Source organism: Allobosea thiooxidans, assembly GCF_900168195.1.
Classification (GTDB): domain Bacteria; phylum Pseudomonadota; class Alphaproteobacteria; order Rhizobiales; family Beijerinckiaceae; genus Allobosea; species Allobosea thiooxidans.
In genome coordinates this window covers 135,393-161,728 of record NZ_FUYX01000013.1, presented here as the reverse complement: position 1 = coordinate 161,728, position 26,336 = coordinate 135,393, and the positions used below count along the sequence as shown (strand labels likewise).

At 68.1% G+C, this 26,336-nt stretch carries 26 protein-coding genes; 11 read left to right on the top strand and 15 right to left on the bottom strand.

What is annotated here, in order from left to right; genetic code table 11:
* The 5 genes from B5Y19_RS20800 to B5Y19_RS20780 form a co-directional block, all read left to right on the top strand.
* A partial coding sequence (locus B5Y19_RS20800; protein WP_079592032.1) for a TRAP transporter small permease subunit occupies positions 1 to 593 on the top strand: 593 nt, incomplete at its 5' end.
* A 158-nt stretch (positions 594 to 751) separates the two neighbouring features.
* A complete protein-coding gene (locus tag B5Y19_RS20795) occupies positions 752 to 2,398 on the top strand; it encodes a TRAP transporter large permease (RefSeq protein WP_079592031.1) in 1,647 nt (548 codons plus the stop codon).
* A 100-nt stretch (positions 2,399 to 2,498) separates the two neighbouring features.
* Positions 2,499 to 3,356 carry an HTD2 family dehydratase gene (locus B5Y19_RS20790; RefSeq protein WP_055727835.1) on the top strand — a complete coding sequence of 286 codons (858 nt, stop codon included), beginning with the start codon at positions 2,499 to 2,501 and terminating at the stop codon, positions 3,354 to 3,356.
* An 85-nt stretch (positions 3,357 to 3,441) separates the two neighbouring features.
* Positions 3,442 to 4,143 carry an alpha/beta fold hydrolase gene (locus tag B5Y19_RS20785; RefSeq protein WP_079592024.1) on the top strand — a complete coding sequence of 234 codons (702 nt, stop codon included), beginning with the start codon at positions 3,442 to 3,444 and terminating at the stop codon, positions 4,141 to 4,143.
* A gap of 395 nt (positions 4,144 to 4,538) precedes the next feature.
* Entirely contained in the window at positions 4,539 to 4,790 is a 252-nt protein-coding gene (locus B5Y19_RS20780; RefSeq protein WP_055727837.1) for a hypothetical protein, read from the top strand.
* A 327-nt stretch (positions 4,791 to 5,117) separates the two neighbouring features.
* Here the strand turns inward: B5Y19_RS20780 and nagA are convergent, their stop codons facing one another.
* From nagA to B5Y19_RS20750, 5 genes are all read right to left on the bottom strand, one after another.
* Entirely contained in the window at positions 5,118 to 6,230 is a 1,113-nt protein-coding gene (gene nagA, locus B5Y19_RS20775; protein WP_079592022.1) for an N-acetylglucosamine-6-phosphate deacetylase, read from the bottom strand.
* Positions 6,230 to 7,261: an SIS domain-containing protein gene (locus tag B5Y19_RS20770; protein ID WP_055727838.1), complete on the bottom strand. Its 1,032-nt coding sequence runs from the start codon at positions 7,259 to 7,261 to the stop codon at positions 6,230 to 6,232. Before B5Y19_RS20770 ends, nagA begins: the two co-directional genes overlap by 1 nt.
* Positions 7,258 to 8,040: a GntR family transcriptional regulator gene (locus B5Y19_RS20765; RefSeq protein WP_244555668.1), complete on the bottom strand. Its 783-nt coding sequence runs from the start codon at positions 8,038 to 8,040 to the stop codon at positions 7,258 to 7,260. The genes B5Y19_RS20770 and B5Y19_RS20765 overlap by 4 nt, the downstream gene beginning before the upstream one ends.
* 47 nt (positions 8,041 to 8,087) lie before the next feature.
* Entirely contained in the window at positions 8,088 to 9,014 is a 927-nt protein-coding gene (locus B5Y19_RS20760) for an N-acetylmuramic acid 6-phosphate etherase (protein ID WP_055727839.1), read from the bottom strand.
* Between the two features lie 374 nt (positions 9,015 to 9,388).
* Positions 9,389 to 10,492: an anhydro-N-acetylmuramic acid kinase gene (locus tag B5Y19_RS20750; RefSeq protein WP_079592021.1), complete on the bottom strand. Its 1,104-nt coding sequence runs from the start codon at positions 10,490 to 10,492 to the stop codon at positions 9,389 to 9,391.
* A 166-nt stretch (positions 10,493 to 10,658) separates the two neighbouring features.
* Here B5Y19_RS20750 and B5Y19_RS20745 point away from each other — a divergent pair, with 166 nt between their 5' ends.
* The 6 genes from B5Y19_RS20745 to B5Y19_RS20720 are packed head-to-tail and all read left to right on the top strand — an operon-like array spanning position 10,659 to position 16,675.
* The gene (locus B5Y19_RS20745) at positions 10,659 to 12,188 is read left to right on the top strand and encodes an ABC transporter substrate-binding protein (RefSeq protein WP_055727842.1); all 1,530 of its coding nucleotides are present in this window, start codon (positions 10,659 to 10,661) and stop codon (positions 12,186 to 12,188) included.
* 18 nt (positions 12,189 to 12,206) lie between these two features.
* A complete protein-coding gene (locus B5Y19_RS20740) occupies positions 12,207 to 13,160 on the top strand; it encodes an ABC transporter permease (RefSeq protein WP_055727843.1) in 954 nt (317 codons plus the stop codon).
* Positions 13,157 to 13,975 (top strand): ABC transporter permease, encoded by an 819-nt coding sequence (locus B5Y19_RS20735; protein WP_055727844.1) that lies wholly within the window; start codon positions 13,157 to 13,159, stop codon positions 13,973 to 13,975. Before B5Y19_RS20740 ends, B5Y19_RS20735 begins: the two co-directional genes overlap by 4 nt.
* Positions 13,972 to 14,547, top strand: coding sequence for a GNAT family N-acetyltransferase (locus B5Y19_RS20730; protein WP_055727845.1), 576 nt, complete (start codon positions 13,972 to 13,974; stop codon positions 14,545 to 14,547). Before B5Y19_RS20735 ends, B5Y19_RS20730 begins: the two co-directional genes overlap by 4 nt.
* The gene (gene murA, locus B5Y19_RS20725) at positions 14,547 to 15,806 is read left to right on the top strand and encodes a UDP-N-acetylglucosamine 1-carboxyvinyltransferase (RefSeq protein ID WP_055727846.1); all 1,260 of its coding nucleotides are present in this window, start codon (positions 14,547 to 14,549) and stop codon (positions 15,804 to 15,806) included. Before B5Y19_RS20730 ends, murA begins: the two co-directional genes overlap by 1 nt.
* Positions 15,803 to 16,675 (top strand): glucosamine kinase nucleotide-binding domain-containing protein, encoded by an 873-nt coding sequence (locus B5Y19_RS20720; RefSeq protein ID WP_055727847.1) that lies wholly within the window; start codon positions 15,803 to 15,805, stop codon positions 16,673 to 16,675. The genes murA and B5Y19_RS20720 overlap by 4 nt, the downstream gene beginning before the upstream one ends.
* A 136-nt stretch (positions 16,676 to 16,811) precedes the next feature.
* Here B5Y19_RS20720 and B5Y19_RS20715 read toward each other — a convergent pair whose 3' ends face one another.
* The 10 genes from B5Y19_RS20715 to B5Y19_RS20670 all read right to left on the bottom strand — a co-directional run bounded on the left by B5Y19_RS20715 (position 16,812) and on the right by B5Y19_RS20670 (position 26,335).
* Complete coding sequence (locus B5Y19_RS20715) at positions 16,812 to 17,429, bottom strand: histidine phosphatase family protein (RefSeq protein ID WP_055727848.1); 618 nt, start codon at positions 17,427 to 17,429, stop codon at positions 16,812 to 16,814.
* 7 nt (positions 17,430 to 17,436) lie between these two features.
* Complete coding sequence (locus B5Y19_RS20710) at positions 17,437 to 18,375, bottom strand: BadF/BadG/BcrA/BcrD ATPase family protein (protein ID WP_055727849.1); 939 nt, start codon at positions 18,373 to 18,375, stop codon at positions 17,437 to 17,439.
* Positions 18,362 to 19,045, bottom strand: a complete 684-nt coding sequence (locus B5Y19_RS20705; protein WP_244555667.1) for an N-acetylmannosamine-6-phosphate 2-epimerase — start codon at positions 19,043 to 19,045, stop codon at positions 18,362 to 18,364. Before B5Y19_RS20705 ends, B5Y19_RS20710 begins: the two co-directional genes overlap by 14 nt.
* Entirely contained in the window at positions 19,042 to 19,899 is an 858-nt protein-coding gene (locus B5Y19_RS20700; protein ID WP_055727850.1) for a carbohydrate ABC transporter permease, read from the bottom strand. Before B5Y19_RS20700 ends, B5Y19_RS20705 begins: the two co-directional genes overlap by 4 nt.
* A complete protein-coding gene (locus tag B5Y19_RS20695; protein WP_079592019.1) occupies positions 19,896 to 20,828 on the bottom strand; it encodes a carbohydrate ABC transporter permease in 933 nt (310 codons plus the stop codon). The genes B5Y19_RS20700 and B5Y19_RS20695 overlap by 4 nt, the downstream gene beginning before the upstream one ends.
* A 109-nt stretch (positions 20,829 to 20,937) precedes the next feature.
* Complete coding sequence (locus tag B5Y19_RS20690; protein ID WP_055727852.1) at positions 20,938 to 22,209, bottom strand: extracellular solute-binding protein; 1,272 nt, start codon at positions 22,207 to 22,209, stop codon at positions 20,938 to 20,940.
* A gap of 2 nt (positions 22,210 to 22,211) precedes the next feature.
* On the bottom strand, positions 22,212 to 23,108 hold the full coding sequence (locus B5Y19_RS20685) for a hypothetical protein (RefSeq protein WP_139384496.1): 897 nt from the start codon (positions 23,106 to 23,108) through the stop codon (positions 22,212 to 22,214).
* A gap of 319 nt (positions 23,109 to 23,427) precedes the next feature.
* Positions 23,428 to 24,288 (bottom strand): ABC transporter permease, encoded by an 861-nt coding sequence (locus B5Y19_RS20680; protein ID WP_055727854.1) that lies wholly within the window; start codon positions 24,286 to 24,288, stop codon positions 23,428 to 23,430.
* Positions 24,285 to 25,229 (bottom strand): ABC transporter permease, encoded by a 945-nt coding sequence (locus B5Y19_RS20675; RefSeq protein ID WP_055727855.1) that lies wholly within the window; start codon positions 25,227 to 25,229, stop codon positions 24,285 to 24,287. The genes B5Y19_RS20680 and B5Y19_RS20675 overlap by 4 nt, the downstream gene beginning before the upstream one ends.
* A complete protein-coding gene (locus B5Y19_RS20670) occupies positions 25,226 to 26,335 on the bottom strand; it encodes an NAD(P)/FAD-dependent oxidoreductase (RefSeq protein WP_244555666.1) in 1,110 nt (369 codons plus the stop codon). Before B5Y19_RS20670 ends, B5Y19_RS20675 begins: the two co-directional genes overlap by 4 nt.
* Position 26,336: the final 1 nt, after the last annotated feature.

The following is a 26,336-nucleotide window of genomic DNA, read 5'->3' as shown; positions in this document are numbered from 1 at the left end:
GCCTCCTCGCAGTCAGCCGTGTCATTGACGCGGTGAATGGCCAGATCGGCAGGAAGGTCGCCTGGCTGATCTTCGTGGCGGTGATCATCGCGGCCGGCAACGCGGTCATCCGCAAGATCTTCAACTGGTCGTCGAACTCGCTGCTCGAGCTGCAGTGGATGCTGTTCGGGGCGGTGTTCCTGATGTGCGCGTCCTGGACGCTGCAGGTGAAGGAGCATATCCGCATCGACATCGTGAACAGCATGCTGCCGCGGCGGGTGCGGCAATGGATCGAGCTGCTCGGGCACATCTTCTTCCTGATGCCGTTCGCGCTGCTGATCGTCTACCATTCGGTGCCGTTCTTCCTGCGCTCCTATGCGATCGACGAGCAGTCGCTCTCGGCCGGCGGCCTGGCCCAGTGGCCGGCCAAGGGCCTGGTCGTGGTCGGCTTCGTGATGCTGAGCTTCCAGGGCGTCTCCGAGATCATCAAGCAGGTCGCGATCATGCGCGGCGATCTCGACGACGACGAGCAGGTCCTCGGCCATGCCGCGGCGGCCGAGGCGGAAGCCCAGCGCCTGCTCGACCAAGCCAAGGAACAGGGCCTCGCCTCGTGAGCGGCCCGCAGGAAGCCCGGAACCCTCGCATGACCGCTCACCGCCTGCCGCGCGTCGCCGGCCTGTTGCTCGCGCTCACCCTCCTCGCCTTCTTCGGCCTGCATACCGGCGACGCCTTCGCCGCCGGCGGCGGGCTCGGCGACTTCCTGCGCGTCAACATGGCGCCGGTGATGTTCGCCGCCCTCGTCGTCTTCCTGCTGCTCGGCTATCCGGTCGCCTTCGCGCTCGCCGCCAACGGCCTGCTCTTCGCGCTGATCGGCATCGAGCTCGGCCTGTTCCAGGAGAACTTCCTGCAGGCGCTGCCGGAGCGCATCTACGGCACGATGAACAACGACGTGCTGCTGGCGGTGCCGTTCTTCACCTTCATGGGGCTGATCCTCGAGCGCTCCGGCATGGCCGAGGACCTGCTCGACACCATCGGCCAGCTCTTCGGGCCGATCCGCGGCGGCCTCGCCTATGCGGTGATCTTCGTCGGCGCGCTGCTCGCCGCCACCACCGGCGTGGTCGCGGCCTCGGTGATCTCGATGGGCCTGATCTCGCTGCCGATCATGCTGCGCTACGGCTATGACCGGCGCCTCGCCTCGGGCGTCATCGCGGCCTCGGGCACGCTGGCCCAGATCATCCCGCCCTCGCTGGTGCTGATCGTGCTGGCCGACCAGCTCGGCCGCTCGGTCGGCGACATGTATGAAGGCGCCTTCATCCCGGGCCTGGTGCTGGCCTCGATGTATGCCGGCTACGTCTTCCTGATCACGATCGTCGCGCCCGGCCGCGCCCCCGGCCTGCCGCCGGAGGCGCAGACCCTGCGCGATGCCGACGGCAAGACCCGGCGGCTCTCGCTGCTCGTCGTCGCGCTGATCTCGCTCGGCCTCGCCTATGGCTACATGAAGCTCTTCACCTCGGTGAAGGCCGGCGCCGACTTCGTCGTGCTGACCATGTCGCTGATGGTGGCGATCTCCTTCGTCATCGCGCTCGCCAACAAGCTGCTCGGGCTCGGCCTGCTCTCGCGCATGGCCGAGCAGGTGGTGTTCGTGATGGTGCCGCCGCTGGCGCTGATCTTCCTGGTGTTGGGCACGATCTTCATCGGCGTCGCGACGCCGACGGAGGGTGGCGCGATGGGGGCCTCCGGCGCGATCCTGCTCGCCTATGGCAAGAAGCGCATGACCTTCGACCTGCTGCGGCAGGCGACGGAATCGACCGCCAAGCTCTCGGCCTTCGTGCTGTTCATCCTGGTCGGGGCGCGCGTGTTCTCGCTGACCTTCTACGGGGTCAACGGCCATCTCTGGGTCGAGCATCTGCTGGTCGGGCTGCCGGGCGGGGCGACGGGCTTCCTGATCGTCGTCAACGTGATGGTCTTCCTGCTCGCCTTCTTCCTCGACTTCTTCGAGCTCGCCTTCATCGTCGTGCCGCTGCTGGGGCCGGCGGCGGAGAAGCTCGGCATCGACCTGATCTGGTTCGGCGTCATCCTGGGCGTGAACATGCAGACCTCGTTCATGCACCCGCCCTTCGGCTTCGCGCTGTTCTTCCTGCGCTCGGTCGCGCCGAAGAACCCCTACAAGGACCGCGTCACCGGCAAGATGATGGCGCCGGTCACCACCGGCCAGATCTACTGGGGCGCGGTGCCCTTCGTGGTGATCCAGTGCATCATGGTGGCGCTGGTCGTGTTCTTCCCGCAGATGGTGATGCACTACAAGGCCTCCGCCGTGCAGCTCGACCAGAAGGCCATCGACAAGCAGTTCGAGTCCATCCAGATCCCAGGCCTCGGCGGACCGGGGCTCCCAGGCGGGTTCGACGCACCGAAGCCCTGACGAGAGCGAGTTCGGGCGGCACGGGATGAGTGCCGCCCTGCCCTGCCGGAGCGCGCCTCGCCCCGAAGAACACCATTGCCTGGATCAGTGAAGACCACTCATGAACGAAGCGAGCCCTGCCCTCTGCATCGACCATCTGCGCGGCTGGATCGGCCGCGAGGATATCGGCCTCGACATCGTCGGCGAGGATCTCGCGCGCAAATACCATGCGACGATGGATTTCCCCGGCGAGCCCCCGGGACGGGGCGAGATCGCCCCGCAGCTGATCCATTTCTGCCTGGCCCAACCTGCCGCTCCCACGGCGGCGCTCGGATCCGACGGCCATCCGAGCCGCGGCGGTTTCCTGCCGCCCGTGCCGCTGCCACGGCGGATGTGGGCCGGCGGCGCCCTGACGTTCCACGCCGATCTCAGGGTCGGCGACGCCACGAGGCGCATCTCCCGGATCGAGGACGTCGTGCTCAAGCAGGGGCGCAGCGGCACGCTCTGCTTTGTCACGGTGAGCCACCGGCTGGAGGCGAACGGAGCGCTCGTCCTGGAAGAGCGGCAGGATATCGTCTACCGCGACGCGACGATGCCGGGCAGCGCCGCCCCGACGACGCCGGCGCGCGAGGCGGGCACGCATCGGCGCGCGAAGGAAGCCGGCGCGCCGATGCTGTTCCGCTATTCGGCGCTCACCTTCAACGGTCACCGGGTCCACTATGACCGCCCCTATGCGAGCGAGGTCGAGGGCTATCCCGGCCTCGTCGTCCATGGCCCGCTGCAGGCCGCCTGGCTCTGCAACTATGCCGCCGAGATCAGGGGTGCGCCGCCGAAGCGCTTCAGCTTCCGCGGCCTCTCCCCGCTCTTCGATCACGATGGCTTCGCCCTCCATGCGAACGAGGCGGAAGGCGGCCTCGCGCTCTGGACAGCCAGGCAAGACGGCGCGATCTGCGTGTCCGCGCAGGCGCATTGGGGATGAGCGCGATGCCCGGCGACCCGGTACCGGCATCCACGCCCTCCCGCGATCCATGCCGGATCGTGTCACCGACTGAGGAGGGTTTCGCATGGCTCTGCCGCCGCTCATCCTGATTCCAGGACTCCTGAACGACGCCGAGCTGTGGCGCGACCAGCTGGCGGCCCTGGCCGACATCGCCGACTGCCGGGTTGCCGACATCACGCAGGGCGAGAGCCTCGAGGCACTTGCATTGAGCGTGCTGGCCCAGGCTCCGCCGCGCTTCGCGCTGGCGGGCTTCTCCCTGGGAGGCTATGTCGCCATCGAGATCGCGCGCATCGCGGGCCAGCGCCTCGATCGGCTGGCGCTGCTCGATACCTCGATCGAGCCGGACGGCCCCGACAGGGCAGCGGCGCGAGAAGCGCGCGACAAGGCCGCCCGTGCGCCGGGGACCTTCCACGGCTTCGGCGACCGCCTGCTCAGGAGCTTTCTCGGCAAGAGCCACCTGCAGGACGAAACCATCGTCAATCGGATCAGGAGCATGACGCAGCGGCTCGGCGCCGAAGTGTTCCTGCGCCAGAACGGCATCCTGCGGAAGGATGGCGCCGCCGTGCTTTCCGGACTGACCTGCCCCCTCCTCATCCTCTGCGGCGAGGACGACCAGTTGACCCCGCTTGCGGAGCATCGGGCGATGGCGCGACTCGCGCCCCACGCCAGACTCGTCGCCGTGCCGGACAGCGGCCACATGACACCGATCGAGAACCCCGATCCGGTCAACGCGGCCCTGCGGCAATGGCTCCGGGCAGATGCCTGAGCTTGACGGGCACCATCGGCGAAGGTGTCTCGACGGCCTGCTGACTGGCGCGAGAGCAGAAGGAAGCTCTGAACCGCCTCCGCCGCTCCGCTGCGGCGCAGGGGCGCGGCACCTGCCGCCCAGGTAGCGATACGACAATGCCCCACCGCCTTGATGAAGCGCCCCTCTCGTGGTCGTGTGAGCCCAACCAAAGGGGAGACGACCATGCCTTACAGCAGTCGCGTGCTCGCCATGTGGGCGCGCACCGCAATCGTCGCTGCGCTGTTTACCGCCATCATCCTGCCGATGACGTGGCCGGGATAGACCGTTCCTGCATGGCGCCATGCGCCGCGTGGAAATTTACCGCCCGTTAACCATCGACGGCTCTGTTCCCCTCTCCAACGAAGGAGATGGACATGAACCGACGCTCATTCTTGACCGCACTGTTCGGCGGCGCTGCGGCCACCGCGGTCGGAACCGTGATCGCGAGCGAGTCCGCATCCGCGACGGAGCTTCCGGCCGAGGCCGCCGCGGCTCTCGACCAGACGGATGCGGAGTTCACGCAGTACTACGGCCGCTATCGCCGGCCCCGCCCGCGCCGCCAGGTCTGCACCGTGCGCCGCAACCGCTTCGGGCGTCCGGAGCGGATCTGCCGCTGGGTCTACTGACAATGAGCGCCCCGGCCCGACCGGCCGGGGCGCCGCAACGTCTCGCCCCGCCGGCAAGGCCGCGGCGCTCCGAATTCCGGAATCGAAGAACGTGCGCCTGTCCCGCCCCATCGACAGGTACCGGCCACATCGACAATCAGTGAGATGATCCCGCGCCTCAGTTGCAGCGTGCCAAAAATGGCATCGCGAGACGCTAGGTGGCCGCGATGCGCGATGGTTTGGCGTTAGGGGCGTCGTGAGGCGACCGTAGTTTGCCTTTTTTTGACGCATCAGCTCACCGCAAATAACGCAACGAAACGAGATACAGCTAGCCAGCGGTCGTGGAGATCACGCCGCGGTCCGCAAGATGGAGAAGACGGCCTTTCGCCCCGGCGCGATCCGGCCATGGCTGCCGGAGAGGCCGAGATAGGCTGCCGGCGTGGTGCTCGCCATCGCCAGCGCCTCGGCCAGGGTAGCGCCGCCATGGCGATGCGCGTTGAGGATCGCGGTGTTCATGTCGAGATGCGCGCCGGCCAGCCGGCCCTCGGCATTCACCAGCCGCCCTTCGCTGACATGGATCGTCTCACCGAACAGCTCGAAGGCGTCGCGCGACGCACCGATCGTCGCCATGGCGTCGGTGACCAGCATCATCCGCCCCGGCCCGATCGCGCGAAAGGCTGCCTGGAAGGAGGGCCAGGCGACATGATGGCCATCGGCGATGATGCCGGCGGCGAGACCCAGATCCGACATCGCTGCGCCAACCACGCCCGGCTCGCGCGAACCGAGCTGCGACATGGCGTTGAACAGATGGGTGACGCCGGAGAGCCCTTCGGCATGGGCGCGCGCCATCACCGCGGCGGTGGCATTGCTGTGGCCGGCACAAACCCTGACGCCGCGATCGACCAGGGCGCGGATGAAGCCCTCCGGCACGCATTCGGGCGCGAGCGTCACCAGCGTCGTCCCGGTCGGCCCCAGCGATGCGAGCAGGTCGGCATCCGACGGCTCCGGCCGCAGCAGATTGGCGAGCGGGTGCGCGCCGTTGCGCTCGGGATTGATGAAGGGACCTTCGAGATGCACGCCGAGCACACCCGGCACACCCTGCGCGATCGCCTCTCGCGTCGCGGCGATCGCCCGGGCGATGTCGGCGCGGCTGGCGCTGATCAGCGTCGGCAGCAGGAAGCGCGTGCCGAAGCGGGCATGGGCGGCCGAGATCGTGGCGACGCCCTCGGCTGTCAGGCTGTCGTTCAGCATGACGCCGCCGCCGCCATTGACCTGGATGTCGATGAAACCCGGCGCCAGCACGGCATCGTCCGGCAGGTCTTCGGTCGGACATTCCGGCGCGGCGTCGATGGCCAGGATGGCACTGACGATGCCGTCCTCGGCGACGACGACCCGATCGTTCAGGATGCGCGTGCCGTCGAACAAGCGCTTCGCACGCCAGGCTTGCCGGGCGGCTGCCATCACAACGTCTCCGTGACCTTGAGCAGGCCGGGCGGGCTGTCGACGTCGCGACCGAGCCGGACGGCTTCGGCCTCGAGCGCACGATAGACCGGCACCAGCAAGGCGATGGCGTCGAGCGCCGGTTCCCCGGGGCCGAGCCCGGGCAGGCTCGGCCGAGGCCCTGAGCCCGAGAAGACCGGGCTGCCCGCGCGGCCCAGCGTCGCCAGCGCATCCTCGATGCTGTCGGACACCTCGCCGCCGGCATTGAGGCCGAGCACCGGATGCTCGCCGCGGATCGCCGCCTTCGGACCATGCAGAACCTCGGCGGCGCTATAGGCGAGCACCGGCACGCCGAGCACCTCGGCAGCCTTGAGCGCCGCTTCGCGAGCCGGGCCAAGGCTGAGCCCGCGACCGATCACGAAACCCGCAGGGGCGCCGGACAGGCGACGCGCCCAGGCCGACCAGTCGAGGGCGAGCGCCTGCGCCAGCCGCTCGGGGGCGACCCCAGCGGCAGCGGCGAGCGCTTCGTCCTCGGCAAGGGCAGCGACCAGCAGCAGACCGGCCAGCATGGTGTTCACCACCGTCTTGGTCGCGGCAACCGCGAGTTCGGGGCCGGCGGCGATCGGGATGACATGGCGGCAGGCCCGGGCGGCAGGCGAGTTCGCGTCGTTGACGATGGCGATGGTCTGCGCGCCGGCGGCCGTCGCCTGCTCGGCCGCGGCGACCAGATCCGGGCTGCGGCCCGATTGCGAGATCAGGATATAGAGCGCTTCCCCGAGACGCGGGCTTGCGCCGTAGCGCGTCACCACCGAAGGAGCCGCGGGAGCGGCGCTCAGCCCGAGGCGGGTTTCGATGAGATAGCGCAGATGCGTGCCGGCATGGCCGGAGCTGCCGCGGCCGCTGACCACGGCGTGGCTGACGCGGCGCATGTCGAGCGCCGCCGCGACCTGCGCGATCGTCTCCCGCTGCTCGTCCAGCAGACGCGCGGCGGCTTGCGGGATTTCCGCGACCTCGCGCGACATGCGCGAGGTCGGCCGTTCGGATTGGCTCATGATTGCGGCCCCATGGCTTCGCCCTTCAGGGTCGCGACGAAATCGTAGCGGTCCCCGCGATAGGCTGAGACCGTGAACTCGACCGGCTTGCCGTTGCCGAGGAAGGCCCGCCGCTCGATCCGCAGCAGCGCGCTGCCGGCCGGCACGCCGAGATGCCGCGCCTCCTCGGCGGTGGCGAGGCCGGCATGGATGCGTTGCACGCCATGGGCCGGCGCCGCGCCGCGCTGCGCAAGGGCGGCGTAGAGCGAAGTCTCGATCAGGTCCGGCGAAGGCAGGATGCTCGCAGGCACGACGGCACATTCGATCGCCAGCGGCTCGCCATCGGCCGTTCGGACGCGGGTCAGGCGCACGACGCCGTCGCCTGGGCCGAGCCCGAGCGCCATCGTTTCCTGCGGCTTCGGCCGGGCGAGTTCCTTGCACAGCCAGACCGAGCCGGGCCGGCCGCCGCGATTCTCGATATCGGTCGAGAAGCTCGCCAGCACGGAAAGCGGCTGCTCGATGCGCGAGGCGACGAAAGTTCCCGAGCCGTGCCTGCGCGACAGGGTGCCGCTGCGGATCAGCTCGTCGATGGCGTTGCGAACGGTGACGCGGGCATAGCCGGTGAGCTGCGCCAGATCGCGCTCCGAGGGCACGGCATCGCCCGGTTGGAAGACCTCGCTCTCGATCAGCCGCGCGAGCGCACCGGCGAGCCGCAGATAGCGCGGCGTCGGGTCGTCGCCGGCGAGCGCCTGCAGGATCGCCTGCTGTTTTGCGGGCATCGCCGCGAGCGCAGCACCCAACGTGGCTTCGCGCTGATTCCGCGCGCCACGCCCGGGTGAGCCCGCGCTCACGGTGCCGCCCTGGAGGAGACGGGAACGCCGGCCGCCGATCCGGAGCCAAGCTCGACCAGGGCGAGCCGCAGATTGCCGCGATGGCGACTGAGCAAGGTCTCCGCGAGGGCGGGATCGGCGCCGCTGGCCAGCAGCGAAGCGCGCTTGACGTCGCCGCCGGCGCGATCGAGATGCCGGACGGCCGCCTCCATGCCGCAACCGGTGATCGTGTCGACCATCTCGGCCGCACGGTTCCGGAGCTTGGCGTTGGTGACCCGCATATGGACCATCAGCCCGCGATAGACGCGGCCCAACCGGATCATCAGCAGGGTCGAGAACAGGTTGAGCACGATCTTCTGCGCGGTGCCGGCCTTCATCCGGGTCGAACCGGCGACGACCTCCTCGCCGGTCTCAATGAGGATGCCGAGATCGGCGGTGCGCAGCAGGGCTGCGCCGCGATTGTTGGCGACGCCGACCGTCAGCGCGCCGCGCGACTTGGCCTCGCCGATCGCCGCGAGCGTATAGGGCGTGCGGCCGCTGGCGGCGAGGCCGATGACGACGTCGTTTTGGCCGATTCCGGCACGGCGCATCGCTTCGGTGCCATCATCGACCGAATCCTCGGCATTCTCGACCGCGTGCAGGATCGCTTCGTCACCACCGGCGATGGCGAAGCCGAGGCGCTCCTCCGGCCAGTCGAAGGTCGGGGTCAGTTCGGCGCCGTCCTGCACGCCGATGCGCCCGGAGGTGCCGGCGCCGGCATAGATCAGGCGCCCGCCCGCCTCGAGCCGCGGCACGGCGGCGGCGACGGCCTCCGCGATTGCCGGCAGCGAGGTCGCGATCGCCGCGACCGCCGCGAGCTGGCCCTCGTAGAGCGCTTTCAGGATATCGAGATCGCCCCAGGCATCGAGATCCTGAAAGCGTGCGCTGACATCTTCCGTCGCCATGGATAGCCTCTTATGACCAGACCAAATTAAGTCCACTTTAGCCCAGTAGCAAGCCGGAAGCGGACAGGGAAGCCATGTCGCAGCCAGAACCGCAGATTTCCCGCCCCGCCGCCTGACCGCCGCCGTCCCGCCCTTCCTGCTCGCCTTGCCGGAATCGCCCTGTTGACGGCGATGGACGGCGTGGTGAAGGCAGTTTCGCCGCGCTACGGCGTCCTGCATCTCACCTTCCTGCGTTTTGCGGTGACAGCCGCGATGGGCGGGCTGCTCTTCCTCGTCCTGCGGGCCGCTGCCAGACCGCGGCGTCATCATCTGGGTCAGACGTTGGACCCAGTCCCTCTGGATTGCCTCGCTGCGCTCGCAATGACGCTTCAGAGCTAACCGGGCAGGTTCAGCCGCCCACCCGTCAGGGGCTGCGGCACGCCGGTCGTACCGGGCAGGCTGAGCGGCAGGCCCTTCACCGAGCGGATGGCGAGATAGCCGAAGGTCTGCGCCTCGATGACGTCGCCGGCCCAGCCGGCCGCCTCGACCGGCTCGACCGGCACGCCGAGACGCTCGCGCAGGCGGCGCATGAAATGCCCGTTCAGGCGGCCGCCGCCGGTGACGAGCCAGCGCCGCGGCGCCTTCGGCACATGCCGGAGCGCACCGACCACGCTCTCCACCGTGAAGGCCGCGAGCGTCGCCGCGCCATCGGCATCGGAAAGCGCCTCCACCACATGGGCACGGCGGTGGAAGTCGTTGCGGTCCAGCGACTTGGGCGCCGACCGGTCGAAATAGGGGTTGACCATGAAGTCGGCGACGAGGTCCTCGCGGACCTTGCCGCTCGCCGCCAGCGTGCCGTCGGCATCATAGGTCTTGCCGAGGCGGCGCAGGACGAAATCGTCGAGGATCGCGCTGGCCGGGCCTGTGTCGAAGGCGATCACCTCGTTGCCGTCGATATAGGTGACATTGCCGACGCCGCCGAGGTTCAGAACCATCACCGGCTGCTCCAGCCCCAGGGCGAGCGCGCGATGATAGAGCGGCGCGAAGGGCGCCCCCTCCCCGCCGGCCTCGACATCGGCATGGCGGAAACGGTCCACGGTCGGGATGCCGAGCGCCCGCGCCACGGCGGGGCCGTCGATCAACTGGCGGGTGAAGCGGATTTCCGGGCGGTGATAGACGGTCTGGCCGTGCAGGCCGACGAGATCGACGCTCTCGGGCTTGATCCCCTGGTCGTTCATGAAGCGCCTGACCGCATCGAGATGGGCCACGGTCACGGCGGCTTCGAGCTCCTCCAGCGGCTCGGTGACCGCGCGCTCGGCTTCGGCGACCAGCGCCTGCAAGGCTCGGCGCGTCTCGGGCGGATAAGCATAGCCGGCGCCGGCGCCGAAACTGAGCCGCTCGTGCCCGTCGCTCTCGACGATCGAGACGTCGATCGCGTCCATCGAGGTCCCGCTGATCACGCCGATCGCCGTCAGCACCGACTTGTCGAGGTCACGCATCGCCGCTCCGCTCCCCAGCAACCACGCGAGTCGATGCCGCGAGGCTTGCACCGGCTCTAGGCGATCGGCTAAGCCTTGTCCAGATTGGTCCATAAGTGGTCCATATGCGATAAGAAGCTGCGCGAGCGCCGAACAAGGCGCCGTCACATCATCAGGAGGGGTGGTCATGCATCATGTCGTGAAGCAGGGCCTCGGCCTGCGCCGCGCCTTGCGTTGCAGCGTCGCGGCAACGGCCTTGGCGCTGCTCGCGGGCACCGCCTCGGCACAGGTTCTGGAGGTCGCCGTCGAGGCTTCGCCGGCCGGGCTCGACCCGCATATCGTCACGGCCTTCGCCTCGTCGCAGCTGGTGCTCGGCCCGATCTACGAAGGGCTCACCGCCCTCGACAAGGACCTCAACATCATCCCGGGGCTCGCCCAGTCCTGGACCGCCTCGGCCGACGGCAAGACGGTGACGTTCAAGCTGCGCTCCGGCGTCACCTTCCATGACGGCAAGCCGATGGAGGCGGAGGATGCCGCCTCGTCGCTGCGCCGCGTGCTGTCGAAGGATGTCGGCTCGCCGCTCGCCAGCCGTCTCTCCGCGATGGAGAGCGCGACCGCCGTCGATGCGACCACGTTGGAGCTGAAGCTCAAGGAGCCCTCCGCGCCGATGCTCGCCTCGCTCACCGGCATCGCCATCGTGCCGCGCGGGCTGGAGACCAACAAGGACGCGCTGCAGCGCGCGCCTGTCGGCACCGGCCCGTTCAAGTTCGAGGAGTGGCAGCCCAATGGCTTCATCCGCCTCGCCAGGCATGCCGGCTACTGGAATGCCGCCGAGGTCAAGCTCGCCGGCGTGAAGTTCAATTTCGTGCCGGAGGCCGCAACGCGCCAGGTCGGCATCGGCAACGGTCAGTTCGCGCTGCTGCCGCATGTCGATGCTGCGACCGCGCTCCAGCTCAAGGGCAAGCCGAATATCGCGGTGCGCGAGACGACGGAGCTCGCCTACACGCTGATCGGCATGAACACGTCCAAGCCCCCCTTCGACAACGCGAAGGTGCGCGAAGCCTTGAACTATGCGCTGAACCGCAAGGAGATCATCGACGCGGCCTTGTTCGGCAGCGGCGCGCCGGCGGCTCCCCTTCCGGCCGTGCTGAGGGACTGGGCCGTCGATGTGAAGGACCTGCCCTGCTACGCCTATGATCCGGCCAAGGCGCAGGCGCTGCTCAAGGAAGCCGGCGTCGCGACACCGATCGCGGTCAGCATGACCGTACTGCCGCGGCAGGACATCCGCGATATCGCGCAGGTGGTGCAGCAGCAGCTCGGCAAGGTCGGCTTCAAGGTCGAGCTGAAGAACCCCGAACTCGGCCAGTTCGTGCAGGACTGGCGCAACTCGAATTTCGACCTCTTCGCCTCGACCAATGCCGGCAGCATCGAGCCGGACGATTATTTCTACCGCGCCTTCCGCACGGGCGGCTCGACCAACGTCTTCAAGTACAGCAACCCCGAGCTCGACGCGCTGCTCGACACGGGCCGCGCGACGCTGGACAAGCCGGCGCGCCAGGCCGCCTATCGCGACGCGCAGAAGATCCTGGGTTGCACCGGGCCGGCGGCGCATATCGCCTATCCGACGCTGTTCAGCGCAGTGCGCAGCAACCTGCAGGGCTACGACATCTACGCCAACCGCTCGCTGGTCTCGCTCGGCCGCGCCAGCCTGCGCTAAGGGGAGCAACGTCGAGGCATGCTCCGTCATCTGCTGCAGCGCAGCCTCGACCTCGTGATCGTGCTGTTCGGGATCTCCGTGATCGTCTTCCTGATGATCCGGCTGATCCCGGGCGACGCGGTGGCGATCATGCTCGGCGCCAATACCGAAGTGACGCCGGAGCGCATCGCCGCGATGCGCGGCGCGCTCGGTCTCGACCGGCCCTTGCTGGAGCAATACTGGGTCTGGCTCAGCCATGCTCTGCGCGGCGATTTCGGCACCTCGATTTGGACCGGACGCCCGGTGATGCAGGAGATCGCCGCGCAGATCTGGCCGACGCTCCAACTTACCCTGTTCTCGCTCGCGCTCGGCGCGGGGCTTGCGATCCCTGTCGGCTGCCTGATGGCGCATTGGCGCGGCGGGCGGGCCGATCTCGTGCTACGAGTCGGCGCCATCGCCGGGCTCACCATCCCCTCCTTCTGGCTCGGCATCGTCATGCTGATCGCCACGGCGACGCTGGCGCCGAGCTTCGCCTCGCTCGGCTATGTGCCCTTCGGCGAGGACCCGCTCGGCAATCTCCAGCGGCTCCTGCTGCCAGCAATCGCACTGGCCCTGCCGATCCTGGCGAACCTCTCGCGGCTGGTGCGCACGGCGATGCTCGATGCGCTCGGCCAGGACTATATCCGCACCGCCCGCGCCAAGGGGCTGGGCGAACGGGCCGTGCTCTATCGGCATGCCCTGCGCAACGCGCTGATCCCCTTCGTCACCAGCGTCGGCATCATGACCGGCTATCTGCTCGGCGGCGCGATCGTGGTCGAGCAGGTCTTCTCGATCCCCGGTCTTGGCCGCTTGATCCTCGGCGCCATTGCCGAGCGCAACTATCCGCTGGTCCAGGCCACGATCCTCGTCGTCACCGTCGGCTTCGTGCTGGTCAACGCGCTCGTCGATTTCGCCTATGCGCTGATCGACCCCAGGCTCAGGACCGCGTCATGAGCCAGAGCCGCCGCATCGCCGTCGTCGCCGGCATCTTCGTCGTCCTGCAGATCGGGCTCGCGCTCGCCGCGCCTTTGGTCGCGCCCTATGACCCGCTGGCGCAGGACATCGTCGCCCGGATGAAGGGGCCGAGCCTCGCGCACTGGCTCGGCACCGACCATCTCGGCCGCGATATCCTCTCGCGCATCCTCTACGGCTACCGCACGGCGCTGATCGCCTGCGGCATCGCGGTCGGGCTCGCGCTCGTCATCGGCGGCAGCCTCGGCCTCCTCGCCGCCTTCTATCGCGGCTGGTGGGACCGCATCATCATGCGGGCGATGGACATCCTCTTCGCCTTCCCGGTCATGCTGCTGGCGATCGGCATCATCGCCATGCTCGGCCCGCGCACGGAAAGCGCCGCGATCGCGATCGCCGTGGTCTATGTGCCGATCTTCGCGCGCCTGATCCGGGGGCCGGCCATGGTGCTGGTCGAGAGCGATTTCATCGCCGGCATCCGCTCGATCGGCGCGACCGATCTCAGGATCATGCTCCGCCATATCCTGCCCAATCTCGCCTCGGTCATCCTGGTGCAGAGCTCGCTCCTGCTCTCCGCCGCGATCCTCGTCGAGGCCTCGCTCTCCTTCCTCGGGCTCGGCACCCAGCCGCCGACGCCCTCGCTCGGCCTGATGCTGGCAGAGGGCCGCAATTTCGTGTTGCTCTCGCCCTGGAACGCGATCTTCGCCGGACTCGGCATCCTCTTGCTCTCGCTCGGCTTCAACCTGCTCGGCGACGCCCTGCGCGACGAGCTCGATCCGCGGCTCAGGGGCCAATCGTGATCATCCGCAGGGCGGTCGCGGCCGATATCGCGCCTGCCGCGTCGCTGATGGCACAGGCCTATGCCACGCATTTCCGCCCGATCATCGGCGATGCCGCGCTCGGCTTCGACCAGGCGCATTTCGCGGCCCGTTTCCTCCGCGAGCTGACCGAGTTGACCGTCCTCGATGCGGACGGCGTACGCGGCGTGCTGCTGGTCAAGGACGGGCATATCGCCATGCTCTTTGCCGCCGAGACCGGCCAAGGCCATGGCGCCGCCCTGCTTGCCCATGCAGAGGCCCATGGCGCCCATTCGCTCGAAGTCTTCGCGGACAACGACGGCGCGCGGCGCTTCTATGAGCGGGCCGGCTGGCAGGTCACGCGCGACTACCAGCGCGAGTTCGCCGGAGCGCAACATCGCTTCCTGCGCTATGAAAAGCCGATGACACGCCAACAGCACACCAGCCCTCATCCTGAGGAGGCCCGCAGGGCCGTCTCGAAGGATGCTCCAGTACGCGCTGGAACATCCTTCGAGACGCGATCTGCGATCGCTCCTCAGGATGAGGGCTCGCGTCGGTCAAAGGAAACCCGCTGATGGACAAACTCCTGATCCGCGGCGGCCAGAGGCTGTCCGGTACGGTCGAAATCCGCGGCGCGAAGAACGCGGCGCTGCCGGCCTTCGCCGCCTCGCTGCTCTCGGACAAGCCGCTGACCCTGCGCAATCTGCCGGATGTCGTCGACGTCAAGACGATGCAGACCCTGCTCGAAGGCTATGGCGTCGCCTTTACGGAGCGCGGCACCGATGCGTTGATGCTCGATGCCGCCCAGGCCGGGCCGCGCGAGGCGAGCTATGACACCGTCCGCAAGATGCGCGCGACCATCCTGGTGCTCGGGCCGCTGGTGGCGCGGTTCGGCGAGGCGCGGGTTTCGCTGCCGGGAGGCTGCGCCATCGGCGCTCGGCCGGTCGATCTGCATATCAAGGCACTCGAAGCGCTCGGCGCCGAGATCGACGTGGCCGGCGGCTATATCGAGGCCAAGGCGCCGCGGGGGCTCAGCGGCGCGCGCATCGTCTTCCCCTTCTCCTCGGTCGGCGCGACCGAGACGGCGTTGCTGGCAGCGAGCCGCGCCAAGGGCGAGACCGAGATCGTCAATGCCGCGAAGGAGCCGGAGGTGCTCGACCTCGCGCGCTGCCTTTCGGCGATGGGCGTCAGGATCGAGGGCATCGGCAGCCACCGTCTGCTGGTTCAAGGTGCGCAGAACCTGTCGCCCGCGACGCATGAGATCGTCGCCGACCGCATCGAGGCAGGCACCTATGCGGTCGCCGCCGCGATCACCGGCGGCGAGCTCGAACTGGTCGGCGCGCGGCTCGAGCATCTCGCGGCCGTCGGCGAGGCGCTGGAGGCGGCCGGCGTCCGGCTCTGGCCGAGCGATCGCGGGCTGATGGTGACGCGGCCCGGCCGGCTCACTGGCATCGACATCATGACCCAAGCCTATCCCGGGTTCTCGACCGATCTGCAGGCGCAGTTCATGGCGCTGATGAGCGTGGCGGACGGCACCTCGCTGATCCGCGAGACGGTGTTCGAGAACCGCTTCATGCATGTGCCGGAGCTGGTCCGGCTCGGCGCAGACATCACGCTGAAGGGCACCAGCGCGACCGTGCGCGGCGTCGCCAGCCTGAAGGCGGCGCCGGTGATGGCGACCGATCTGCGCGCCTCGGTCAGCCTCGTGCTGGCCGGCCTCGTCGCCGAGGGCGAGACCGTGGTCAGCCGCATCTATCATCTCGACCGCGGCTATGAGGCGCTCGACCGCAAGCTCAAGCGCTGCGGCGCCGATATCGAGCGGATCCCGGCATGAGCACACCAGCCGATCTCTATCTCGGTGTCGATGGCGGCGGCACCGGTTGCCGCTGCCGCCTCGAAACCGCAGCCGGCGAGGTGCTTGGCTCCGGCATCGCCGGGCCGGCCTCGCTCCGGCTCGGGCTCGAAGCTTCCCTTGCTTCGGTGATGCAGGCGGCACGCGGCGCAATCGCGGAAGCCGGGCTCACCGAGGCCGATTTCCCGCGGGTCCGCGCCGGCATCTGCCTTGCCGGGATCGGGCGCAAGGGCATCCGCGAGGATCTTGCCGCCTGGAATTCGCCCTTCGCACAGACCGTGTTCGAGAGCGACGGGCTCGCCGCCTGCCTCGGCGCGCATGACGGCGAGGATGGCGGCATCGTCATCATCGGCACCGGCTCGATCGGGCTTGCGCGCGTGAATGGCGAGGAACTGCGGATCGGCGGCTATGGCTTCCCGATCGGCGACGAGGGCAGCGGCGCCGATCTCGGCCTCGCTGCTGTCCGCGTCTCGCTGCGCGCCCATGACGGGCGCGAGCCGGCGACGCGCTTCACGCAGGACGTGCTGGCGCGCTTCCAGGCCGACCCGTTCGAGGTGGTCGCGTGGATGGACAAGGCCCATGCCACCGATTACGCGACGCTCGCGCCGCTGGTGCTGCGCCATGCCGATCTCGGCGATTCCCATGCCCGCATGATCATGCAGAACGCCGCCGCGATGATCGACGCGATGGTGCGCACATTGTTCGAGCGCAACGTGCCGCGCGTGGCGCTGATCGGCGGCCTGTCCTCGGCGATGGAAGCCTGGCTCGCGCCGGATGTGCGGCGGCGGCTGTCGCATGTGAAGAGCGATGCGATCGCCGGCGCGCTCTCGTTGGTGCGGGCCCGGAGCTGAACGTCAGGGATCGGAGCTGGCTTATCGTCTTTGCGAGCGTAGCGAAGCAATCCAGGAGCGGCAGAGCGCTACGTCCCCCTGGATTGCTTCGCTACGCTCGCAAAGACGGGGGGCTGACGCGAAGGCCGTGGGCTCGTCAGGAATCGGTATGCCCTACGGCGCCGTACCGGCTTGCCTCAGGGACAATGTCGCGCCAGCCGTGGCGCAGCGCCCGGCTCTCCATATCGAAGGCGAAATAGCAGCCGCCGCCGGCGATGGGCTGGCCGTGCCGACGCGAGATCGGCTCGCCGCGGAGGTCGCTGAGCAGCAGCGTGCCGACGCCGCCATGGGCGAAGATCACGAGATCACCCGCACCGCGACGAGCCGCAATGCAAGCCGCGACGCCGGCCTTGATCCGCGCCTGCGCGTCCCGCGCCTTCTCCCAGCCGAGAATGCTGGTATCCGGCTGCCCGAAGAACTGGTCGACGATCTCCCAGAAGCGCGGCGGCGCGACATAGCCGGTGGCCGAGCGGTCGTTCTCGCGCAGGTCTTCACGCGCCGTGAAAGGCAGGCCGCGAGCGCGCTGCAAGGCCTCGGCGCAATCCATCGCCTTGCGTTCGTCGCTGGTGAAGACATCGGTCACGCCAGCCAGTTCCGGCCGTTGGCAGAAGGCCTCGATGCGCGCCCAACCGATGGCGGAGAGCCCCCAATCCGGCACCGGGACCTGCGGATCGACGACAACTTCCGGGTGGGTGACGAGATAGACGGTCGCCATGTTGCTCCTAGAGCCGGTTCCCGTCCGAGCGGGCAAGCTCGCAGGCGAGATTTGCGGCGCAAGCGGGCACATCGACCTGCGTTTCGTCCAGCGCGACCGGCGGCGCCACGAGCGCCCGGAAATGCTGCGCGATCAGGGGCGACAATGTCGCGGCACGCCCGCAGAGAGCCACCGGCTTGGCACCGACCCGCGCTCGCAATGCGAGGGCAAGCCGTGCCAGCTCTTCCCCCGCCTGCGTGAAGATCTCGGCAGCCAGCGCATCGCCCTCCTCCGCTGCCGCGGCGACCGCCCGCGCCAGCAGGCCAAGGCTGCCGCGATCGCCGCCATAGACATGAGTGCGCACGGCATCCCATGAGGCTCCGCCCAGCGCCTGCGCGAGCGCGTGACCGAGCGCGCTTTCCCATCCGGAACCCGGAGCCTCGTCCTCGCGGCGTAGCAGCCGGCGCAACGCCGCAGCCGCGATCCACGCGGCGGAACCGCCATCGTCGATCAGCACGCCACGCCCGCCCGCGCGGATGATCTCGCCGTCGGCGCCGAGATGGTAGCCGATCGAGCCCGTGCCGGAATAGACGACAATGCCTTCGCCGGGCTGGAAACGGGCGCGATAGCCCAGCCACATATCGTCGACGATGAGGATTTTATCCTCAGGGCAGCCAAAAGCGGTGGCCAGTATTGCAGAAAAGACCGCCCTGACCGCGCTCTCCGGCCCGAGGCCGGTGACGCCCGCGACGATGGCCGCCGGCCTATCGATGCCGGCAAGCTCGCCGGCCAGCCGCGTGAAGATGCCGGAGACCCGGTCGCGCTCGGCCTGCGTGAAGACATGGCCGGTCATCGGCTCCATCTCGCCGCGCGCGATGATCACGCCCGAGGAGGCGGACAGGCACCAGCGCGATCCGGTGCCGCCCGTCTCGATGCCTAGGCCGAGCCTGTCGTCAGACGCCGGCATGGCGGGCGAAGCGGCGGGTGATCTCGCGGGGATTGGTGATCGCCGTGCCGACGACGACCGCATGCGCACCGGCGGCGAAGGCGGTCTCGAGCTGCTCCGGCTGCTCGAAGCGGCCTTCGGCGACGATGGGCACGGAAACCGCCTTCGCGAGAGCCTGAATAAGCGCAATATCGGGACCGAAAGCCTTCCGGGCTTCGGTCTCGGGCGTATAGCCGGAAAGCGTCGTCGCAATGTAGCTCGCGCCCAGCGCGGCAGCTCGCACACCATCCTCCAGCGTCGCGCAATCGGCGAAGACCGGCTTGCCCAGCTCGTCGCGGATGCGCGCGATCAGCCGGTCCAGCGGCTCGCCGTCGCGCGGCCTGTCCGTCGCGTCGAGGGCGATGATGTCGGCGCCGGCCGCGGCGATCGCCTCGGCACTGGCGAAGTCCGGCGTGATATAGACCGGGAAACGGTCGTCCCAGCGCTTGAGGATGCCGATGATCGGCAGGCGGCTGACAGCGCGGATCGCGGCAATGTCGGCAGGGCCGTTGGCCCGCAAGGCGAGCGCCCCGCCCTGTTCGGCGGCCTGGGCCATCGCTGCCATGAAGGCGGGGCCGTGCAGGGGATTGTCAGCCCGCGCCTGGCAGGAGACGGCGAGGCTGCGATGCGGGATCAGTGTTTCGGCTGTCACTTCACCGCTCCGGCGGTCATGCCGCGGATGAACTGGCGCGACATCAGGATGTAGACGATGGTCAGCGGCAAGGCCGCGATGGTGAGGCCGGCGAAGAGCATGCCCCAGTCGGTGGTGTATTCGCCCATGAACACCGAAAGGCCCTGCGGCAAGGTCTTGCGGGCGTCGGTCTGGATGAAGACCAGCGGGAAGAAGAAGTCGTTCCAGGTCGGCACCGCGTTCTGGATCGCGGCGATCACCATCGGCGGTATCGAGAGCGGCAGCATGATCGAGAACATGATGCGCGGCTCGGAGGCGCCGTCGATGCGCGCGGCCTCCTCCAGCTCCACCGGCAATGTGCGCAGGAAGCCGGTCATGATGAAGATCGTCGAGGGCAGGCCCATCGCCGTGTAGATCAGGATCAGGCCGAAGCGGGTATCGAGCAGCCCGAAATCGCGCATCTGCAGGAAGAGCGGGATGACCGCGAGCTTGAGCGGCAGCATCAACCCGGCGAGGAAGAACATGAAGATCGCCGAATTGCCGGGGAAGCTGTAGCGCGCCAGCCCATAGGCGCCCATCGTGCCGAGGACCAGCGTCAGCAGGATCGAGGTTCCGGTGATAACGACCGAGTTGACGAAATAGCCGGGCAGGCTGGTTTCGCCCCAGATTCTCGCGAAATTCTCGACATAGGTGAAGTCCGGCAGGGAAAACGGCGCGTCGAAGATCTCCGCCGTCGTCTTGAAGGCCGAGAAGACCATGATGACGATCGGATAGAGCATCAGCACGGTGTTGCCGATCAGCAGCGCGGCCGCGATCAAGCTGCCGGCGCTGCTGCGCGGAAAGAGCGGATCGTTGCTGGCGGCGTGAGAGGTCAAAGCGCGATCTCCCGCCGGCGCAGATACTGGGTGATGACGGTCGCGACCACGGCGACGAACATGAACATCAGCACGGCCAGCGCGTTGCCATGTCCGAAATCCTGGATGCCCGCGCTCTGGTTGCCGAAGGCGGTGCGGTAGAAATACAGGCCGAGCACGTCGGTCGAGCCATAGGGCGAGCCGTCGAGCCCGGCCATGATGTAGGGCAGCTCGAACCAGTTGAAGGCGCCGATGAACAGAAGCGTCAGCGTGATCGTGGTCGAAGGCGTCACCAGCGGCCAGACCACGCGGGTCAGCATCTGCCAGCCATTGCAGCCGTCGAGCTTGGCGGCCTCGAGGATCTCGCGCGGAATACGCTGCATGCCGGCGAGATAGACCAGCGCAGGAAAGCCGACCCAATGCCAGGCATTGGCGAGCACCAGCGCCGGCAGCGCCGTCGTTTCCTGTCCGAGCCAGGGTTGGCGCAGGTTGCCGAGCCCGACCATCTCGAGCAGTTGGTTGACGAGCCCGAAATTCGGATCGAGGAACAGCTTCCACAGGAAGCCCACCAGCACGGTCGACAGGATCACCGGCAGGAAGATCGCGATGCGGTGGAAGCGGAAGCCGAAGGGCTCGCGATAGATGAACCAGGCGAGCAGGAAGCCGACGCTGTTCTGCACCACGAACAGCGAGAAGAAGACGAAGAGATTGTGGCGGAAGGCGCGCCAGGTCAGCGCTGCGAAATGATCGCCCACGAGGACGTCGGCGAAGTTCTTCAGGCCGATGAACTCACCCCGCGCCATGCCGTCCCAGCGATAGAAGGCGGAGCTCAGCGCCGAGAGCAGAGGCCAGACCACGAAGGTCAGCATCATCGCCAGCGGCGGCACGATCAGGAAAGCGATCCACGCCGCGCGCCTGCGCCTCTCTCGGTTCTTGTAGTCCGTCTGCATCGGCTCCGGTCCTCGGGATGCGCCGGGGAGGCGAGCGGCGGCTGCACGAGACCAGCGCTCACGGCCGCAGAGGCCGTGAGCGTCGGGGCGAGCGCCGTCGCTGTCGCGCTTACTTCTTGAAGGGCGCGTAGTAGGTCGCGATGCCCTTGGTGATCTCGGCACCGACCTCGGCCGGCGTCGCCTTGCCCGCGAGCATCTTCTGCACGCCCGATTGCAGCAGCACCGAGCCGGTCGGCTCCTGATAGCGGAAGTTGACCAGCATGATGTAGGACATCGCGCTCTGGTTCAGCGCCGCAACCTCCTTGAGAAGCGGATTCTCGAAGGCGACGCCCTTGATCGGCGAGATGTTCTGCAGATCGTTCGAGAAGGCCGTGCCGAATTCGGGCGTGCCGAGAAAGCGCAGGAACTTCAGCGCCGCGTCCTTGTTCTTCGAGGCCGCGTTGATCGCGTAGCCGCCGTCGTAATAGAGGGCGACCAGCCGGGGATCGCCGGCCTTGGCGACGGGCGAGGCGAAGAGGCCGAGCTTCAGCTTGGGGTTCTGGCGCAGGAAATTGGCGATCTCGAAGGAGCCGCCGGCGAACATCGCGGCCCGGCCTGCGGCGAAGAGCTGCTGCGAGGCGGCATAGTCGACGCCCGAGAAGTTCGGCGCGAAGTAATCCTTGATCTCGTTGAGCTTGGTGAGCGCACCGACGAAGCGGGCATCGGTGAAATCCGCCTTGCCGGCGAGCACGTCCTGCTCGAACTGCTTACCGATCTGCGAGGAGAGCAGCGCGCCGACGATGGTCTCGTTCTGCCAGGCCGTCGCCGTGCCGTTGCCGAAGGGGTTGATGCCCTTCTCCTTCAGCGTCTTGGAAACGCTGACGAGCTCGTCCCAGGTGTTCGGCGGCGTCACGCCAGCCTTCTCGAACAGCTCCTTGTTGTAGATGATCAGCATGGTCTGCGAGGCGAAGGGCACGGCATAGAGCTTGCCGTCGGCCCGCATCGTCTCGGCCGCGATGGCGGAGTCCGGGAAGTTGGCGAATTCCGGGATCATCGTCTTGTCGAGCGGCACCAGATAGTCCGGCTTGCCGACGCCGAGCGTGCCATAGGCGCGCACCTGGACGATGTCCGGCCCGGTACCACCGGCGAGAGCGGTCGACAGCACCGTGTTGTAGTTCGCCGCCTCGAAGGCTTCGAACTTCACGTTGATATCAGGGTGCTGCTTGCGGAAGGCGGCGATGAACTTGGCATAGGCCGCCTTGTCCTCCTGGCGCCAGCTCCACAGGGTAAGGTCTTCAGCCTGCGCCGGCGCGGCGAAGGCGGTCGCGGCGGCGAACATTGTCAGCGCCAGCTTGCCAAGCGTGCGCCTGACGATGGATTTGGTCTCGATTCCGGCCAACATCTTCACTCTCCCTGGTTGTTCTGGTCGCTCTCTGACGACTTCCCGATACCGTTGCCATGCGGCTGCGGCGTCACGACGAGCGCGGTGGCATCGTCGTGAATCTTGACGCGCCGGAAGCGCTCCGCCCGCGGGTCCGCGCCTTCGAGCCGGCGCAGCTCGGCGATGACGCCAGCCGCCCCGACACGCTTCGTTTCGCCCATCAGCCCGCGATCGTCATGATGGGCGATGACGTCGACGAGCCGCATGAAACCGTCCGATGCGAGCAGGATGGTAGCAGCCGACGATATCCTTGCCGAGAACAGGCGCAGACCGGCTCGCCAGCTCAAGCCGGGGTTGATCGCCCAGTAGCCGCCGGCACGATTGAGCGAGCGCCGGTTGCGATGGATCTGCTCAAGCGCCGCCGGGGAAATCACTTCGCCGGGGCGATGCCCGTCCGCGGTCGCGACCGCGATGGTCCGCGCCTCGAACGGCCCGGCCGACGGGTCGGTCCAGCGTTCGAGCCGATCGCCGTCCTGGATCAGGATCGAGACATCGCCGATCACGGCCGCCTCGATGCGATAGGCCTCTCCGTCGCGGAGCAGCCGGACCACGCCGAACACGGCGGAGGGCCCCTCGCCTTCCTCGCGCTCCGGATGCCCCTGGCCGAGCGCGGCATAGGCCTGCTGCAGCTGCAGCTCCAGCGTCTCGGCCCAGCTGTCGAACGCTTCCCGGTCAGGCGGATTCGCCTGCAACGTCGCGTCGATCAGCCGGACGAGCCAGGCCCCTTCCGATTCGTTGGTGGTCCGGGCCGCACCGGAGAAGAACGCCGAGCCGTCGATGATCCAGGCGCAGGATCCGGCCGTGCCGGACATGTCCTCGTTATAGGGAGCGCTGCCCTTTTCGCTCGCTTGCGAGTGCACATGCCAGGTCCGGCCAGCCTCGCGAACAGTCGGCGCAGAGCGGTCTATCGACATGGCAACGCCCCCCTCGCCCTGCACCGTTCTGAATGCTGCCCGCATGCCGCGCCCTGCATGAGTGGCACCCTCTGGTACGGACCAATATAGAACCAGTTTCAGCTGCACAAGCCGAAAACTGGACATCGGCCGCTTTGAGGTCCTGTCGTGAGCTTTGGCTTCCGCGTCGTTTCCCTTGGGCCAGGAGGAGTGCGGAGTCGCCAAGGGTCCCGATGCCGGGCCCCTCATCAGCCGCCGAGCGACGTCATCCCGCCGGACCAGCGCTTCAACGCGACCTCGGGTCGGAGGCGTCGCGCAGCGCATCGCCAAGGAGATTAAGGGCGAGCACGGTGAGGAGGATGGCAAAGCTGGGGAAGACGGCGAGCCACCAGGCATCGAGGATGTTCTCGAAGCCCTCGCGGATCATGCCGCCCCAGGTCGCGGTCGGCGGCGGGACACCGAGGCCGATGAAGGAGAGCGAAGCTTCCGTGCGGATCGCCGAGGCCATCCAGAGCGAGCTCATCACCACCACGTCGGAGAGCATGTTCGGCAGGATGTGGCGGAACATGATGCGCAGCGGCCCGCAGCCATAGGCGCGGCTGGCCTCGACGAAATCACGCTGCTTGAGCGTGATCGTCGGCGCGCGGGCGACGCGGGCGAAGGGCGCCACTTCGGTGATCGCAATGGCGATGATCAGGTTTTCCAGGCTCGCCCCCAGCATGGCCGCGATCATCAGGCCGAGCAGCAGCGTCGGGAAGGAGAGCATGACGTCGAGCACGCCCATCACGATCTGATCGAAGACGCCGCCGATATAGCCGGAGATCACACCAATCGCCGTGCCGATGACCATCGCGATCAGGATCGCGACGAAGCCGACGAAGAGCGAGATGCGCGCACCGTAGATCAGGCGCGAGAGCACATCGCGGCCATAGGAATCGGTGCCCAGCAGGAATTCCGCGGAAGGCGGCTCGAGCCGCGCCACGATGTTCTGCTCGAGCGGGTCATAGGGCGCCAGCCAGGGCGCGGCGACCGCAACGAACACGATCGCCGCCAGCAGCAGCAGGCCGACCCAGGACAGGCGGTTGCGCGTGAAGGAGAGCCAGAGTCCGCCCGGCCGCACCGGTTCGGTCGCGGTGATGTCGGTCATTCGTATTTTACCCTGGGATCGACGAGGCCATAGGCGAGGTCGGTGAGCGTGTTCACGATGATCACGCAGAAGGCGAAGATGATCATCAGCCCCTGCAGCAGGGTGTAGTCGCGCGCATTGAGTGCGCCGACGATCAGCTTGCCCAGCCCCGGCCGGTTGAAGATGATCTCGGTGAGCACCGAATTGCCGATCAGCGTGCCGAAATACAGGCCGACGATGGTGATGATCGGGATCAGGCTGTTACGCAGCGCATGCTGCAGGACGAGCTGCGACGAGCCGAGGCCCTTGGCGCGCGCGGTGCGGATATAATCCTCGGTGAGGACGCCCAGCATCGCCGAGCGGGTGACGCGCATCACATAGGCCATCATGATGATGCCGAGGTTCAGCGCCGGCAGCGCGAGCTGGCGCATGCGGTCGGCGAAGTCGGTGCCGCTCGCCGCCCCGCCCAGGACGGGGAACCAGCCGAGCTGGATCGAGAAGACGATCAGCATCAGGATGCCCGAGACGAAGGCCGGGAAGGACAGGCCGATCAGCGAGACGATGCGCGAGACATAGTCGATCCAGCCATTGCGGGTCAGTGCCGCCGCGACGCCCAGGGGCAGGCCGAAGATCAGCCCGATGACGATCGCCGCCAGCGTGAGCTCGATCGTCGAGGGCAGCACCGTCAGCATCTCGTGGATGACGCTGCGCCCGGTGCTCATCGACATGCCGAGATTGCCGGTGAAGACGTCGCCGAGGAAGGTGAGGTACTGGACGTAGAGGGGCTGGTCGAGACCGAGCTTCGTCCGCAGCGCCGCCAGAGCCTCGGTACTCGCCTGGTCGCCCAGGATCACCGAAGCCGCATCGCCGGGAACGAGTCTGACCAGCACGAAGATCGCGGTCAGCATCACCAGCAACGTCGGCATCGCCAGGACGAGCCGTCTTATCGTGTAAGCCATCATGCCGCGTGTCTGCCTTGCATCAGACGTGCCGGCGCGAAGGCAGCGATCGAGCGCGCGGTCTTCTGGTCCACCACGAGGTCGCGCATGATTTCGCCCAGCACGGGCACCAGTTGGAAGCCGTGGCCGGAATAGCCGAAGCTGTGAAACAGGCCGGGGGTTTGCGGCGAGGCGCCGATCACGGGAAGATGGTCCCGCGTCTGCGCCTCGATGCCCGTCCAGCAGCGCGCGATGCGCACGCCCTGGACGATCGGGAACAGGTCGCTGGAGGCGCGGGCGCCCTTCGCCAGCTCGACGAAGTTCACGGTGCTCCGCTGGCGGTCGATATCGGCGGCGCCCTGCAGCCCGCCTCCGATCACCAGCGTTCCCTGATCCGATTGCTTGAAGGACAGCGCCCTCCCGACGACGCTGACGACGGGCGCCAGGAAGGGAGCGAGCCGCTCGGTGGCCATCATCATCGACGCGCGCACGCCCAGTTCGATGGCCTCACCGAACAGAGCCGCCACCCGCGCCGCCCAGGCACCGGCCGCATTGACCACGGCCGGAGCGCGGAAGCTGCGGGCGCCGCAGCGCAGCAGCCAGTCGGCGCCCTGGCGCTCGACGGCCTCGACGCCACAACCTTCGACGATGGTGACGCCGGCCCGCTCGCAAGCGCCGCGGAAAGCCGCGATCGTGCGGTGCGGATCCGCCGCGCCGTCGTTGCGGGCGATCAACGCGCCGACGCAATGAGGGCTCAGCGAAGGGATCAGCCGCCGCATCTCGGCGGCGTCGATCATCTCCTCGTGGCGATAGCCGAGCTTGCGCATCGTCGCCTCGCGCTCCTGCAGCGCCGGCATATGCCTGTCGAACTCGGCGACCTTGAACTGGCCATGCGCATGGAAGCCGCAATCGTCCCCGACGATGCTCGCTATGCGGTGCCACATCTCCATGGATTCGAGCGAGATCGATACCTCCGCAAGGTCGCGCCCGAGCGTGCGCACGCCGGCAGCCGTCGCGCTTGATGCGTGGCGGCCGATCCAGTTGCGTTCGAGGATGACGACCCGCCTGCCGGTACGGGCCAGGCTCAGCGCCGCCGTGAGCCCATGCAGGCCGCCACCGATCACAGCCACG

Bases quoted from the DNA above. Each gene is read 5' to 3' on its own strand.
- B5Y19_RS20795 (WP_079592031.1), top strand. From the start codon at position 752: ATGGCGCCGGTGATGTTCGCCGCCCTCGTCGTCTTCCTGCTGCTCGGC.
- B5Y19_RS20790 (WP_055727835.1), top strand. From the start codon at position 2,499: ATGAACGAAGCGAGCCCTGCCCTCTGCATCGACCATCTGCGCGGCTGG.
- B5Y19_RS20785 (WP_079592024.1), top strand. From the start codon at position 3,442: ATGGCTCTGCCGCCGCTCATCCTGATTCCAGGACTCCTGAACGACGCC.
- B5Y19_RS20780 (WP_055727837.1), top strand. From the start codon at position 4,539: ATGAACCGACGCTCATTCTTGACCGCACTGTTCGGCGGCGCTGCGGCC.
- nagA (WP_079592022.1), bottom strand. From the start codon at position 6,230: ATGGCAGCCGCCCGGCAAGCCTGGCGTGCGAAGCGCTTGTTCGACGGC.
- B5Y19_RS20770 (WP_055727838.1), bottom strand. From the start codon at position 7,261: ATGAGCCAATCCGAACGGCCGACCTCGCGCATGTCGCGCGAGGTCGCG.
- B5Y19_RS20760 (WP_055727839.1), bottom strand. From the start codon at position 9,014: ATGGCGACGGAAGATGTCAGCGCACGCTTTCAGGATCTCGATGCCTGG.
- B5Y19_RS20750 (WP_079592021.1), bottom strand. From the start codon at position 10,492: ATGCGTGACCTCGACAAGTCGGTGCTGACGGCGATCGGCGTGATCAGC.
- B5Y19_RS20745 (WP_055727842.1), top strand. From the start codon at position 10,659: ATGCATCATGTCGTGAAGCAGGGCCTCGGCCTGCGCCGCGCCTTGCGT.
- B5Y19_RS20740 (WP_055727843.1), top strand. From the start codon at position 12,207: ATGCTCCGTCATCTGCTGCAGCGCAGCCTCGACCTCGTGATCGTGCTG.
- B5Y19_RS20735 (WP_055727844.1), top strand. From the start codon at position 13,157: ATGAGCCAGAGCCGCCGCATCGCCGTCGTCGCCGGCATCTTCGTCGTC.
- murA (WP_055727846.1), top strand. From the start codon at position 14,547: ATGGACAAACTCCTGATCCGCGGCGGCCAGAGGCTGTCCGGTACGGTC.
- B5Y19_RS20720 (WP_055727847.1), top strand. From the start codon at position 15,803: ATGAGCACACCAGCCGATCTCTATCTCGGTGTCGATGGCGGCGGCACC.
- B5Y19_RS20715 (WP_055727848.1), bottom strand. From the start codon at position 17,429: ATGGCGACCGTCTATCTCGTCACCCACCCGGAAGTTGTCGTCGATCCG.
- B5Y19_RS20710 (WP_055727849.1), bottom strand. From the start codon at position 18,375: ATGCCGGCGTCTGACGACAGGCTCGGCCTAGGCATCGAGACGGGCGGC.
- B5Y19_RS20695 (WP_079592019.1), bottom strand. From the start codon at position 20,828: ATGCAGACGGACTACAAGAACCGAGAGAGGCGCAGGCGCGCGGCGTGG.
- B5Y19_RS20690 (WP_055727852.1), bottom strand. From the start codon at position 22,209: ATGTTGGCCGGAATCGAGACCAAATCCATCGTCAGGCGCACGCTTGGC.
- B5Y19_RS20680 (WP_055727854.1), bottom strand. From the start codon at position 24,288: ATGACCGACATCACCGCGACCGAACCGGTGCGGCCGGGCGGACTCTGG.
- B5Y19_RS20675 (WP_055727855.1), bottom strand. From the start codon at position 25,229: ATGATGGCTTACACGATAAGACGGCTCGTCCTGGCGATGCCGACGTTG.